We start from the raw sequence: 13,716 nt of genomic DNA on the forward strand, positions 1-13,716 counted from the left end.
GCTGGGCGCCTACACCGCGGCCCGGGGCCGCTTCGGTGACGACGTCACCGCGGACATCACCGGGCAGATCGGCCGGCCAGGGTCACCAGCACCGCCGCGGCGGTCAGCGTGATGGCGAACAGCACCTTGCCGTAGGCGTTGGAATGCACCGACAGGCGCACCGGCTCGCCCAGCCGCAGGCCGTCGGGCGTGCGCAGGCTGGCGTCGATGGCGACCCGCTGAGTGAAGTTCACCTCGATAGGGACCCGCAGCGGCAGGTAGCCGGGCGGCAGTTCGATCTGCCCGACGTCGGTGACGGTCATCCCCGGCGGGGTGTCGAGCTGCAACCGCACCCGGATGGGAACGGCCAGCCCGTTGTGCAAGGCCAGCGGCAGCGGGCTGTGCTCGGTGGCCAGGGTGTACGAGCCGCCGGGGTTGACGATCGTCACGGCGCCGAACAGGTCATTGATGGTCTTAGCGACGACGACCATCCGCTGCTGGGCCAGGCCGTTGCGGGTGTCGGGCGGCTCCGACTGGCTCAGCGCCCGCAGCATGTCCTCGCGCAGCGGCGCGGTGTACTGGGCGCCGGTCAGGCCGGTGCGGTCGTCGGTGTCCAACGCCGCGGTGAAACCCCACAGCCGGCCGATCTGCCCGGTGATGTCCGCGGTGACGTCGTCACCGAAGCGGCCCCGGGCCGCGGTGTAGGCGCCCAGCTCCTCGGGCGGCTGGCCCGCGCCGGCGGCGGCCTGCGTGGCGTCGGCGACCACCGCGGGCAGCGGGCGCGGCACCGCCAGCCCGGACCGGATGCTGGTGGTCAGCGCGGTGAGGATGACCTGCGCGTCGTCGGCCTGCAGGTTCCACGCCGCGGGCGGGACGAGGACCTGGGTGCGCGGCGTGTCGTCGTGGCGCAGCGCGTGCCAGAAGATGGAGCCCAGGGCGTCTTGGCGCCGCGCGGTCACTGAGTCGTGGGCGAGGCGGATCGTCAGCGACGGGTCGAGGTAGGTCGGCACCTCGGGGGCGGCCCCGGCCCCGGCCAGTGCGGCGCCGACGGCCGGGTCGAACGGCGCGACGACCACCTGCGGGGACAGCCGGCGGGGCGCGGTGTCGACGCCGGGCCCCGGGGAGTCCGCCGACAGGTTGGCCGCGGCGACCGTGACCGTGGGGCCGCTGCCGTTGAGCAGCTTGACGGCCCGGTCGGTCAACGGGCCGTCGGGCAGCAGGGTGGCGCCGCGGACGGAGGCGACGTCGAGGATCTTGTCGACGATGCCGCCGATCGTGGTGGTGGCGGTGGCGCTCAACCCGGGATCGTTGACGCGTTGCAGGGCGTCGAGATCGGCCTCGGCGTAGGGCAGCGGCGCCACACAGGTCCGGTGCGCCAGGGCGCGCAGCCGGCTCAGCCATTGGGCCGCGGTGGCTTGGCCGGTGCCCGGGTGGGTCGGGGTGCCCGGCAACTGGGCCGGCCCGTCGGGGGAGTTGGACACGACGTAGCCGGCGGTCATCGCGTTGACGGTGACCAGCAAGTCAGGGTCGACCGCCAGGCACAGCGCCCGGTCGACGGCGCCGTCGGGGTCGACGTCGTGGCTGGTGGCGACCTCGGCCGCCGCCAATAGGATGTCCAGCCGGCCGCCGGGGGCCAGGGAGGTGGCCAGGTCGTCGTCGATGAGCCGCACCGGGATCGTGCCGCCGGGGACGCCGGGGGACAGCCGCGGCCGGTCGGCCAGGGGCCACAGCATCGTGATCCCGACGGGTTTGGAGGTGTCCGGCGCGACGGCCGATTCCAGGTCGTCGGCCCTATCCGGCGGCACACCCACGGCCGGCAGCAGGAAGCGCGCGTTGTCCAGCCGCGCGGGAGCGCCGTAGTCGGGTGTCCCGTTCACGTTGACCAGGACGGGGAAGATGCCGGGCTTGTCGACGCCCAGCGACGGCTTGGTCAGCGAGCGCAGCGGGGCCGATAGCGTGAACCCCACCTCCTGGCCGCGCTCCAGCTCGGGCGAGACGGTGAGGAAGTCCGCGGCCGGCTGGTACCCGTCAGTGTCGCCGTCCAGCGAGGTACGCAGGCCGGCTGACCCGGTGACGGCGTCGGCGTGCTCGAGGCGCACCATGACGTCGCGGACGGGGCGGTCGCCGATGTTGGCCACCATGCCGGTGACCGTGACGACAGGCTGGCTGGTGGTGGTCACGACGTCCGGGGTCACCTGGTCGATGCGGACCCGCACGAACGGCGTCACGCCCGGCTCACCCGCGGTCGCTCGAGGCAGCACGGGCGCGGTGAGCATGGCGATGCCGGCGATGACACCGAGGACGGCGGCCAGGCGCGATAGGCCGGACCAGCGCAGTCGGGGCGCCGTCACGGCGAGGGCCCGTGCCCGTTGTTGCGGCTGGTGGCCGGCTTGTCCGCGTGCCGGGTGCGCGAGTGGGTCTGGGGCCGGCGCCGCGGGGTGCTTGGCGGCAGTGGCGGCAGGGCGGCCGGGCCGTCGCTTTGTAGCTTGTCGATGAGCTCGTCGGCGACCTGGGCCAGGCGCCGCTCGTCGGCGTAGGCCAGCCGGGACGGCAGCTCGCGGATCGGCACCCAGGCCACCTCCGCCACCTCGACGTCCTCGTCGGAGAGCTCGCCGCCGGAGAAGCGCATGAGGTAGTGGTGCACGGTCTTGTGGACTCGCCGGCCGTCGGTGACGAACCAGTAGTCGATGCGGCCCAACGCCGCGAGCACACTGCCGCGGATGCCGGTCTCCTCGGCGACCTCCCTGATGGCGGTCTGCTCGGCCGTTTCGCCCTGCTCGATGTGCCCTTTCGGCAGTGACCAGAGCATGCGGCCGCGCCGGTCGACGCGGCCGATCAGCGCCGCGACCTGCGCGTCGCGGGGCCCGTCGATGCCGTCGATCACCAGCCCGCCCGCTGAGGTCTCGTGGACGGTGCGCAACTGGTCAGGAGCGCGGCGCGGCGAGCGGGTGCGACGCTGCTTCGTCGTCGTCGAGTCGCCGGTCGCCTTCTCAGGTTGTTGAGCATCGGGGGCAGCCGAGGCGCCGCGACCGCGGCGCCGACCCCGGCGCCGGCGCGGCTTGCCTGCTTCGCCTTCCGACACCCAAGCGATAGTAGCTGGCACGACATGGCGCCCCGGACATACTCGCCGCGAGGAGGCGCGGCAGGTCACGACCTGTTCTCAGAGCGGGCCGATGGCACTCGCGATGGCCCATATCCCGCCGAAGATGACCAGTGAAAGCGGTACGGCGAGGCTGCCCATAAGCATCCCCCGCCCGACCTGGCCGACTATTCCTGTAGCCAACGCAATCAGCGCGGCGATCGCCATGTATACGAGAACGCCAGGGATTACGAACACCAGGGAGTAAGGAAAGAAGAGCCAGGTGCCGAACTCCCAGAGGAGGATGTGCCCGACAGCCACCAGGAACGAGGTCGGCCCATATCGGTCGCGTGCGCTAATCGGCGACTGACGATTCATCGCAGCACCAAGTAGGCGTAAAGGGCCCCACCGATCCAGACCGCAATTGAACACGCCCCAGCACTCAGGCCGAGACCTCTGTGCCGAGCCGACTGTGAGCGCAACAACGCAGCGCTCGTAGTTAGCGTTGCGAGGGCGGTCAGCGTTGTAGCCGTAAGAATCCAGGTCCGCTCGCTGCGCCCGCTCTCCGTGGTGTAGTAACCCTTTCCCATTGCCCACGCCAGCAGAAGCAGTAGTCCTAACACCGCTTGAACGACAAACGGTGATGACAGAGTGGCAGTGCGCCACGCTGCAGCGTCGAGACGCCGGCCCCGACGGTTCGTAGGCATCGATGAAGACTCCGTTGGTTGGGTCATGCAAGCACGGCTCCGCCAGCAGGCAGGGGCGGAACAGACGGAATTGCGGTGACCGGTCCGAAGTCGGTGGAAGGCAGTGGGACGAAGACATCGTATTGCGGGTTCCAGTCACCTTTGTCGAACGGTGCGAACGCCTTTCCGCCAAGGGGACCCACGTCGTGGTGACCCTCTAAGTTGAGGGCGGGGCCGCCCGATCGTCCTGACTGAGCGGGATCAATCATTAGTGTCTTGGTTCCACCTCCAGGAAGGTCTTGATAAGCCTCCAACGAGGGATAATCAGTTCGTGTGCCGTTTATCTGTACGCCGGTTGGCCCCGGCGTGAATACCAAGTCGCCGTTGACGGTAATCGTGTGATTTTCCATTGGCCCCTTGGGATTTGTAGTGACGCCTGGCGCGAACGGATTACCCGCGTCGTATTTAACCCGTACCGATCCGTCTGACAGCTGCGATACGCTACCTCTAGGAGTTCCGATTCGCACCTCCCCGGGTCCACCGGTCGTGGTTTCCTCTACCGAGGGATTCTGACGCAACACTACGATCCCATTTTCGTAGTCGATGTACGTGGTAACTTTGGTGTCTTCTGGATCAAAATTTGTATTCGCGACGCGGTTATTACCCATGTCGCGCTTCCATGGAGGAGCGCTTGTGACGTCGTACTGTTCGATCCACTGGGAGACGCGTACAACGCCCTGGCCAGGTACTGGCCGGATCCTAACTACTTCGACGTTCGAATTAACGCCTTTGAACTTTGGGTCGTAAGTCTGAGGATCGAGTGCCGCTGCGGTATCCCAGTCAGACGTGGACTCCGGGTCTCGCCCGAATACCTGGTGAAACGCACGGGTTTGGTTCTGCAGCCGCTGGTCGTCTTGTTTCTGCTGCTCAGGCGTTTCGGGCACCTGACCGCTGACCCCCTCAATCAAAGGGGGACTGTACCCGTCGTGTGTCCGTAGAATCGCCGTAGAAGTCCGAAGCTGGCGTGCGTAGTTATCACGTATACCTTCTAACTTGCTTAGCGATGCTTTTGTAGCGTCGATCGCATGCTTCTCAAGTTCATCGATGTGGTGGTCGACAAGCTGCCTCTCCGACGCTGTGAGCGGGTGCGTATTCTCTAGGTCGACAGCCTCTCCGATCTGTTCGTCGAGGCTCAGCAGCTGGCTTTCGAGGCCTGCAATTTCGGTGCCAGCGCGACGCTGGGCATCAGCCAAAGCGGCCGCGATAGCCTGCAGGTCGGCGCCAATCTGCGGCAGCTGGGTACCTTGCGTGCCCAGCAGCTTGGTCGCTTTCTGCACCTCCGCAGAATCATTTATTGGGTTCTCACCGTTCTCGTGCGTCCACGACTGCTCAAACTTGGCCTTTGCTTGGCGGAAAGCCTCCTCAGCTTCCAACGTCGATCTGCCCGCGTCGTGAAACGCCTGCGCGAGATGCGATATCTGCGCTGGGCGACCGCTTTGCAACATCGCGTTGACCTTCCACGGGTCGCCGCCGGCGAACATGATCAAAGCGCCCCTGCTGATGTATCGAAGATGCATCGCACAACCTGTCGTCGGTCATTCTCACCTACAAATAACGCTACTGTGCGGCGTGAGCAGGTCAATTCATCTCCGAAGCCGGTGCGAGGCCGCTCACACACCTTGTCCGACTAGGCTCAACGAACGTGCCCGAAGCCGCCCAAGACGCCGAGTTGCTGACCGCCGCCGCGGTTGCACTCAACCGGCATGCGCCCATGCTCGCCGAGCTGGGCGCGGCCTTCGAGGACGCGGGCCGCGAGCTGTTCCTCGTCGGCGGGTCCGTGCGGGATGCGTTGCTAGGCAGACTGAGTCCCGACCTCGATTTCACTACTGACGCCCGCCCGCCGCAGGTGAAGCAGATCCTGCGGCGTTGGGCGGATAGCCTGTGGGACACCGGGATTCAATTCGGCACTGTCGGGGTCGGTAAGGATGGGCACCGGCTGGAGATCACGACGTTCCGCGCCGACACCTACGACCAGGTGTCGCGCAATCCCGAGGTCCGCTTCGGCGACCGGCTCGAGGATGATCTCGTCCGCCGCGACTTCACCGTCAACGCGATGGCGGTGCGCATCACGCGGACGGGTCCCGGTGAATTCCTCGATCCCTTGGGCGGTTTGGCGGCGCTGCGTGACAAGGTGCTCGACACGCCCGCCGCCCCCGAGGGGTCGTTCGGCGATGACCCACTGCGGATGCTGCGCGCCGCGCGGTTCGTGTCGCAGCTGGGGTTCGCCGTCGCGCCGCGCGTGCGCGCGGCGATCGAGGAGATGGCCCCGCAGCTGGAACGGATCAGCGCCGAACGCGTCGCCGTCGAACTGGACAAACTGCTGCTCGGCGCCGACCCCGTGGCCGGGATCGACCTGTTGGTGCAAACCGGGATGGGCCGGGTGGTGTTGCCGGAGGTGGGCGGCATGCAAATGGCCATCGACGAACACCACCAGCACAAGGACGTCTATCAGCATTCGCTGACGGTGCTGCGCCAGGCGATGGCGCTCGAAGACGACGGCCCGGACTTGGTGTTGCGCTGGGCCGCCCTGCTGCATGACATCGGCAAGCCCGCGACCCGCCGCCACGAACCCAACGGCGGCGTGAGCTTTCACCACCACGAAGTGGTGGGCGCCAAGATGGTGCGAAAGCGGTTGCGCGCGTTGAAGTATTCGAAGCAAATGGTCGACGACATCGCGCAGCTGGTGTTTCTCCACTTGCGGTTTCACGGCTACGGCGAGGGTAAGTGGACCGATTCCGCGGTGCGCCGCTATGTCACCGATGCGGGGCCGCTGCTGCCGCGGCTACACAAGTTGGTGCGCGCCGACTGCACGACGCGTAACAAGCGCCGCGCCGCCCGGCTGCAGTCCAGCTACGACCGGCTCGAGCAGCGCATCGCCGAGCTGGCTGCGCAAGAGGATCTCGCGCGGGTGCGTCCCGACCTGGACGGCAACCAGATCATGAAGTTGCTCGACATCCCGGCCGGCCCGCAAGTCGGCGAGGCGTGGCGCTTCCTGAAGGAGCTGCGGCTCGAGCGCGGTCCGTTGAGTGATGAGGAAGCGACTGCAGAGTTGTTGGCGTGGTGGCAATCTCGGGGGAACCCGTAGCGATAGCCGAGCGTCACATTACGCATGGATTACTGCCTACATGGGGACGACGGCACCGCGGCGTTCTGGCATGCGCAACCGGACTTAGACCTGGACGGTGACGGCCGATTCGATTCGTATGCACTTGATTTCGACGGCGACGGTCTGCGCGACGATGCTCTCGCCGATTTGGACGGGGATGGCATTGCCGACCACCTAGTCCTTGACCTGGACAATGATGGCACCCCGGAGGCGTACTTCACCGACGACGGGTCCGGAACGTGGGGGGTGGCAACGGAGCGGGGCGGAAACCAGCTGCGCTGGTTCGGCCTTGACGGGGTCGAACACACGGGCGGCCCCCTGGTCGATTTCGACGGCCACGGCCAGCCCGACGACCGGCTCTTCGATACCGACGGCGACGGCTTGGCCGACCGGGTACTGTCCACCGACGGAGGTGGGACCACCGGGTACATCGACACCGATGGTGATGGCAGATGGAACCTACGGCTGACCGACTCCGACGGTGACGGGCTGGCCGACGGCGCGAGCCCGTTGTGACCGCGAGAAGCCGGAGCAATGCAACTGCGGCACATCAGCATTCCGATGCTGATCGTCGAAGCCGGCGATGACCCGTGGGTGCTTGACGCGAGTCTGCAAGCCGGCCGTCCGGCACAGATCGCTCGGCTGGCGCAGGCGTTCCACGATGCGGGTCAGAGCGCGAGCGAGGCGGGCTTCGCGTTCGAGCACGCACGGTTCTTCTTCCGCGCTTCATGGGAACGAGGAGTCGGCTCGCACCCGATCGACGACGCCACCGAAGTGGGTCGCGTCGTCGCGAGACTAGGGTTGCAAGCAGTACAACTGCCCCGGATTGCGGTCGATTTGGACCAGCTCGCCATTGCCCTGGCTGAAGCGCAGCGGACGTCGGCGCGTCACATCGGTGCGCTCGAAGACCACTTGGCCACCATCGACGGTGAAGTCGGTGCCGGGCATGCAGATATAGACCGCCTGTGCGCAGACGCGATTGCCGAGACGCGGGCGATTGCGTTCCAGCTGAGGCGCGTTCGCGACGAGTACGCCCTGGGCTTGCAGGGCGCTGTGGCGCGCCTGCGGTTCGACGGTGTCGACCCGTCAGAGGTCAGGACTGTCGACGAACTGTTGATCCCGCCTCCGGACAGCGCACCGCCGTCGGTTGCGAGTTGGTGGTCTTCGCTTAACGACACACAGAAGGCCATGCTGGTCGCTCAGCACTCCCCGCAGTTGGGAAACCTCAACGGCATCCCCGCCCAAGTGCGTGACCAGGTGAACCGCGCGGTGCTGAAAGATGACCTACAGCGGGTGGAAAGCGTTGCACGACAACGCGGGTGGGCGGCGGACTCGTTGCGGGATGACGTTCTCCACGACCGAGGCCGAGAAGTGCTTGCCTCCCCGGAAAGTTACGGCCTGTCCGCCGAAGACGTCGCCCGATATCAAAACGCCGTGCGTACCGATCAGGGCTTGGACCTGAGCAGGGGCGCGGACCCGCCGAACGCACGCCCGGTCTTGCTGTGGGCTTACGATCCGGTTGCGTTCGGCCGCGAGGGGAGGGCTGCCATCGCCATCGGCAACCCGGACACGGCCCGAAACACCGCCGTGGTGGTGCCGGGGAGCAACAGCAGTGTGAAGGGCGGTTGGTTCTCCGATGGTCCCGACGAGGCGATCAACCTGTATGAGCAGTCGCTGCGTGCCGATCCGTCGCGGGCGACTGCGGTGCTCGCCTGGATGGGCTACGACGCCCCGGCTTTCGAAGCGCCACAGTGGGATCGGACTCTGGTTGACGCCCGGAGGTTAACGGAGATCGGTACGCCTTGGATGGCGCGGCAGGCTGGCGCAGCGCTGACCGCCGACGTCAACGGCCTAGCGGCGACCCACCAAGCGCCGGCGCCTGGCCACGTAACCGTCCTCGGGCATTCCTACGGGGCGACGACGGTGGCCGATGCATTCACCATGGGTATGCACGCCAACGACGCCGTCTTAGTGGGCTGTCCCGGAACGGACCTGGCTTCTCGTGCCGCGGACTTTCATCTGCAAGGGGGAAGGCTGTACGTCGGTGCGGCGTCAACCGACGCTGTCAGCTGGATAGGCGAGAGCGGCACTGGGCTACCCACAGGCCTCAACGACCTCCTCGGAGCCCCCGTCGGTCCCGCGGCCGGTCTGGGCGCCGACCCCGCGCACGCCAGCTTCGGCGCGGTGCGCTTCCGCGCAGAGGTCACCGGTTCACACAGCGTGCTGCCATGGTTCACCGACCACTCGCATTACTACGACCCCGGCAGTGAGTCGCTGCACAACATGACGGAGATCGTCGTGGGGCGGGGGGAGGCGTTAGCGGCCGAAGGCATGACAGCATCGCCCAGAGGTGAAGGCCGGCTCTCCAGCTTGCGTGAAGTCCGCACGCCGTGGGGCACGCTGCGTTTGCCGCACCTCGAGATCCCAACGCCTATCACCGTTGATCCCGAATGGGACAGGGCGGACGTCACAAACAGCCATGGGTTCTGACGGCGACTTATCGAAGTGAATTGACCGCCCCTGGCGGGGTATTTAGCCTGGTCATAATGGATCGCATGTGCGATGGGATGCAGACTCGAAAGGACATCCGATGTTCGTCGACACTGACCTTTTGCACTCGGGCGGCAACCAATCCCACCGTGCCGGTGGGCACGCCCGCGATGGGGCCGACCGGTTGGCGCAAGGACCGCTGGAGTCAGGAATGTTCGGCGACTTCGGCGCCGCCGACGCCTTCCACGACGCGGTCACCACCTCACACGGCCAGCACGTGAAAACGCTTCAGGCACACCACGAGACGCTGACCGGTGTCGGGACGAAGGCCCACCTCGCCGCCAAAGGTTTTACTAATATGGACAACACCAACGCGAGCGATCTGCGGGCGCTTCGCCCTGGCGGCGGGCCGGGGATGTCGACTTAACCAGCACGCTGTGTGTGAGCCGACGGCGGATGATGCGGAGGCCACGGCGTCGAGCAACCATAAAATCTGGTAGGCGGGCTGGATCGTTGACATTAACCATCGAAGCGCCGGCAGACCGGCCTGGTATGCGTTACGAATCAACGCCCATTGACATAGATTCTGTACGAGCTCCAATGAAAAGGATGCGATGGTCGCTATAGGACGACCAGCTCATGAGTAGTTCTGAGGAGGATCTAGATGCCGGGGAACTTGCCCCCAGCTCCGAGTGAAGGCCCGTTCGCATCTCCACCCGGCAGTCCACCGTGGACGCAAGCAGCGCCGCGTCCACGTGTGTGGCCAGCGGTCGCGTTAGCGACAATTGCGATCGCACTGAGCACTACCGCTCTCGTCGTTTCAATGACTCGTTCGACCGACAAACGATCTACGCCGTCAGCGGTTACTTCTCCGTCGCCTTCGTTGAGTGCCGATGACGCAAGTGCTGCGCACAAGAAGATTTGTGATGCCTACAACGAGGCGGCCCGCGCTGTCCAAATTGCAACGAACGGCGATAATCCCGCTCTATCAGGCGTTGCACTCGTAAATGGTGCATTGATTCTCGAGCACACCGTTGAGGCCACGCCTGGTACCGCACCTGCCGACAAAACGGCTGCGCTCGCTCTCGCTGAGGCATATAGCAATGCACAGGCCATAGCTCCGACCGTGCAGCAGAGAAGTGACCCACTCTGGCAGTCGACGATCAGCGATGTCAACACAAAGGATGCCGTGATGAAAAAGGCCTGCGGCGGAAACCCATGATCCTCTGCTGCCGCAGACCTCGTCAGAGCACGTGATCATGTGAGCACCGGTGATTTCGCCCGGAGACCGGCCGGCAGCCCTCGCGCTGGCTGCGGCATACGGCAAAGTGCAGGCGACATCAGCTGGGTGCTACGGCTCCACGGCCCCGCATAGCGATCTGTAACCGACGAGGTAAACGCTGAGGACGCGACGATGAAGAAGTATCACCGGGTCATAATCGGCGACCGCCGACAACACCAGCCGAAGAAGGACGCAGGCCCAATAACCAATGAAGTGAATTGCCGAAGACATCATGGCTGCATAATTATCAGTGAAGCAGATCGTGGCTACGAGTAGTTGTTACGTGCTGGTCGGGGAGGCGGGAGGAGTCGTTCGGTGGAAAACCTGCCGCATGGCTATGGTGAGAAGCCCTCTGCCCACTCGCCCTCGGGCCCCTGGCTACCAAATAATCCCCAGGACGCGCGTCCACGCCCTTGGCTGACGGCGGCGGTTGCCCTCGTTGCCGCAATAGCCGTGGCCGCTCTTGTCGTATCCCTGACTCGACCCTCGTCTGTAAAGTCGGCTGCAATCAGCACGCCCCCTCCGCCCAGCGCCGGTGAGGTCGCGGCAGCTCGCCAGAAACTGTGCGACAGCTACCAACTCGCAGCCCGCGCGGTGCAAATTGAAACTAACGGAACAAGCCCAGAGCGCGCCGGCATTGCCGAAGTTAACGGGGCGATGATGCTGAGAGAAGTAGCAGATACGTCGCCAAAACTCGCTGCTGGCGACCGCGAGTCTGCCCTCGGCCTAGCGGAGGCCTACAGTAATGTCGCAGTCAGGGCAAGCTTAGCTACAGGAAGTGATGACCCCGCATGGCGGTCTGCCCTGGACCAGGCCAACGCAAGAGACGCCGCGATGAAAAAGGTATGCGGTGGGGGTTGACCTTCCGCCCGGCAAATGGTCCGCGGCGCTCGTAGGGCCGTGGTGGCCTGCGCCATCGACGCCTTTGCGAAGTAACGCACAACATTGGAGCTACGCGTCCGGGCAACAGCAGGATTATTCGCAACATTTGCGGAATCAGTGGACCAAGATTGCTAGTCATAATGAGGGCTACACTGCCGACGACCTCATTTCGCGCTATCAGCAGGGTGAGAAATTCCACCTGGACCTTGCAGAGAAATATCAGACGAAGGCGTCAGCTTTCAATTCGGGTGCGGACGCAATCGATTATTTACGTAGCCGTCTGGCGGAGATAGCTCAGACTGGAAACAAAGAAATAGACGATATCCTTGCTTCTAAGAAGCCACCACCGGAGCAACTGGCGGAAGTTCAGGCAATTCAAGCGCGGTGCAATGCCGACGCCGCGAATGCCGCCCGAGACGCCGGTGATAAATTGGTGGCCTCGACCCAGAAGATTCTCGATGCTGAAGGCGTCGGTGGTGATGCACGAAACTGGGCGCAGACGAATGGCTTCAACATCGACGGCGCTTCTCCACCACCTACTATCGGTGAGCAGGCGCTAAATCCGTCTCCTACCCCCACGCCTGCCGTCGGCGGCGGTTCAGTGCCGGGGTCTTCGCCAGCGCCAGGTGGTGGTTCTGTGCCTGATTCGCCAGCGGCGGCCGGTGGTAGCTCTGTGCCTAGTGTGCCTGCGGGAGGACACACTCTATTGGGAGGGCCGCAGCCGGCCTTCGGAGGCGGGTCGGTGCCCGGTGCACCATCGCCCGCCGCAATGCCTGGCGTACATGTCCCCGGGGGTGGGGGCGTGTCGCCAGGATCGCCGGGTATGTCAGGCGGCGGAGGGACGCCACTGTCGCCAGCAGGTTTCGGCGGTCAAGGCCTTCAGCCAAACCTTGCCCAAACCTTCGCGAATGGGTTCAACGCCGGGCAGGCGACCGGCCCCGGCGGTCAGGCGTTTTCGACAGGCGCGCTAAACGCACTTGAAGGTCAGGCACCCCAAGCTTCCGCGCCCGCGCCGACTATCTCGCCCACTATTCCCAGCGCGGGCGCCTTTGTTGCTGGACCACCGCCAGTTGACGCACCGCCAGCCACCGCTCCGGCACCAATTACCAGCGGAGGTGGATCAGTCGCGCCGATTATGAGCGCAGCTTCCTGGTCACCGGCCGCGCCAGTCGGTAGTTCGACATTTTCGTCAGGTCCTTTACCCGCATACGGTTCTGACTTGCGACCACCCGTCGTCGCCCCTCCGTCCCTGCTCTCGGTTGCGTCGGGACCGATCTCCGGTGCGCCGGTCGCGCCATCACCGTCTTCGTCTCCGTCCGCGGGTGGATCGTTGGTTTCGTCGGTGCAGCGGGGAGGGCCCGCCACCGGACCCGGTTCGGCCGGAACTGGATCGCCCACCCTGCTCGGGACTTCTGCGGCATCTGCGGCTGCAGGCGCTGCTGCCGGAGCGGCATCCGGGCGCTCGGCGGAACAACAGCGTCTTCAGCGATTGGTCAACGCTGTTGCACGTCAGGAGCCGCGATTGTCCTGGGCAGCGGGCTTACGAGAAGACGGAACCACGACCCTGGTCACCGATATTGCGGGCGGCTGGATTCCGCCGCACGTCCGGTTGCCCGCGCACGTGACGTTGCTCGGGCCGGCCACACGGCGCCCTGACGCCAATGTGGTCGACCTGCTCGGCGCCGTTACTGTCGCGGCTGCGCACCACCCGAAGTCTTACGTCAGCGATCCGGGATCCGACGAGCCGGTGTTGAGCGGGGACAGGCTTGCCCGGTCGGCTGCACCAAACGTTGAAGAGTTGGGACCCACCCTGGTGGATGCCGTGCGTCGCCGCGACGGGCTGCCGCGAATTGCGCAGGCCATTGCGGCGCCCGCTGTACGGAAAACAGGTGTGCTCGATAGCGAGGCGGAGCTTCTGCGCGAATGCGTCACTGACGTACAGCAAACGGTTTTGGCGGCGTATCCCGAGCACAGCATCGCGATTGTTGGTGACTGGATGCTCCTGGCAGCGATAGAGGCTTTGATCGATGGGCACGAGTATCTCGCCAACTACCATCTGGCGTGGTTTGACGCCACAAACCATCGCATTGGTAGTTGAGCATTCGGGGTGAATGGCGGTCTCCGCCTGCTGTGACAGAATGCTACTAAGTCG

9 protein-coding genes and 1 pseudogene are annotated in these 13,716 nt (G+C 65.4%); 6 read left to right on the forward strand and 4 right to left on the reverse strand.

Going from position 1 to position 13,716, the window contains the following annotated elements; genetic code table 11:
- Positions 1-68 precede the first annotated feature (68 nt).
- The 4 genes and pseudogenes from A5714_RS09535 to A5714_RS25260 form a co-directional block, all read right to left on the reverse strand.
- Positions 69-2,330: pseudogene (locus A5714_RS09535) on the reverse strand (hypothetical protein); the annotation flags it as partial.
- Entirely contained in the window at positions 2,327-3,061 is a 735-nt protein-coding gene (locus A5714_RS09540) for an NUDIX hydrolase (RefSeq protein ID WP_068284792.1), read from the reverse strand. The gene A5714_RS09540 and the pseudogene A5714_RS09535, both read right to left, overlap by 4 nt.
- A gap of 78 nt (positions 3,062-3,139) precedes the next feature.
- Complete coding sequence (locus tag A5714_RS09545) at positions 3,140-3,436, reverse strand: hypothetical protein (RefSeq protein ID WP_068284794.1); 297 nt, start codon at positions 3,434-3,436, stop codon at positions 3,140-3,142.
- Positions 3,437-3,788: 352 nt separating this feature from the next.
- On the reverse strand, positions 3,789-5,321 hold the full coding sequence (locus A5714_RS25260; RefSeq protein WP_082959652.1) for a hypothetical protein: 1,533 nt from the start codon (positions 5,319-5,321) through the stop codon (positions 3,789-3,791).
- 125 nt (positions 5,322-5,446) lie between these two features.
- On the opposite strand from A5714_RS25260, the gene A5714_RS09550 reads away from it, so the two are divergent.
- The 6 genes from A5714_RS09550 to A5714_RS27585 all read left to right on the forward strand — a co-directional run bounded on the left by A5714_RS09550 (position 5,447) and on the right by A5714_RS27585 (position 13,662).
- Positions 5,447-6,889 (forward strand): CCA tRNA nucleotidyltransferase, encoded by a 1,443-nt coding sequence (locus A5714_RS09550; protein ID WP_068284795.1) that lies wholly within the window; start codon positions 5,447-5,449, stop codon positions 6,887-6,889.
- Between the two features lie 24 nt (positions 6,890-6,913).
- Positions 6,914-7,426: a pullulanase gene (locus A5714_RS09555; RefSeq protein WP_068284797.1), complete on the forward strand. Its 513-nt coding sequence runs from the start codon at positions 6,914-6,916 to the stop codon at positions 7,424-7,426.
- 18 nt (positions 7,427-7,444) lie between these two features.
- Entirely contained in the window at positions 7,445-9,400 is a 1,956-nt protein-coding gene (locus A5714_RS09560) for an alpha/beta hydrolase (protein ID WP_068284799.1), read from the forward strand.
- 100 nt (positions 9,401-9,500) lie between these two features.
- Positions 9,501-9,827 (forward strand): DUF2563 family protein, encoded by a 327-nt coding sequence (locus A5714_RS09565; RefSeq protein WP_068284802.1) that lies wholly within the window; start codon positions 9,501-9,503, stop codon positions 9,825-9,827.
- Positions 9,828-10,283: 456 nt separating this feature from the next.
- Positions 10,284-10,622, forward strand: a complete 339-nt coding sequence (locus A5714_RS27050) for a hypothetical protein (RefSeq protein ID WP_231975851.1) — start codon at positions 10,284-10,286, stop codon at positions 10,620-10,622.
- A gap of 2,077 nt (positions 10,623-12,699) precedes the next feature.
- Positions 12,700-13,662, forward strand: coding sequence for a DUF5631 domain-containing protein (locus tag A5714_RS27585; protein ID WP_369829433.1), 963 nt, complete (start codon positions 12,700-12,702; stop codon positions 13,660-13,662).
- Positions 13,663-13,716 lie beyond the last annotated feature (54 nt).

This window comes from Mycobacterium sp. E2462 (assembly GCF_001672685.1).
Taxonomy (GTDB): Bacteria; Actinomycetota; Actinomycetes; order Mycobacteriales; family Mycobacteriaceae; genus Mycobacterium.

Excerpts from the sequence above, each read along its gene's own strand:
- A5714_RS09565 (WP_068284802.1), top strand. The coding sequence starts at position 9,501 with ATGTTCGTCGACACTGACCTTTTGCACTCGGGCGGCAACCAATCCCAC.
- A5714_RS09555 (WP_068284797.1), top strand. The coding sequence starts at position 6,914 with ATGGATTACTGCCTACATGGGGACGACGGCACCGCGGCGTTCTGGCAT.
- A5714_RS27585 (WP_369829433.1), top strand. The coding sequence starts at position 12,700 with ATGAGCGCAGCTTCCTGGTCACCGGCCGCGCCAGTCGGTAGTTCGACA.
- A5714_RS09545 (WP_068284794.1), bottom strand. The coding sequence starts at position 3,436 with ATGAATCGTCAGTCGCCGATTAGCGCACGCGACCGATATGGGCCGACC.
- A5714_RS09560 (WP_068284799.1), top strand. The coding sequence starts at position 7,445 with ATGCAACTGCGGCACATCAGCATTCCGATGCTGATCGTCGAAGCCGGC.
- A5714_RS25260 (WP_082959652.1), bottom strand. The coding sequence starts at position 5,321 with ATGCATCTTCGATACATCAGCAGGGGCGCTTTGATCATGTTCGCCGGC.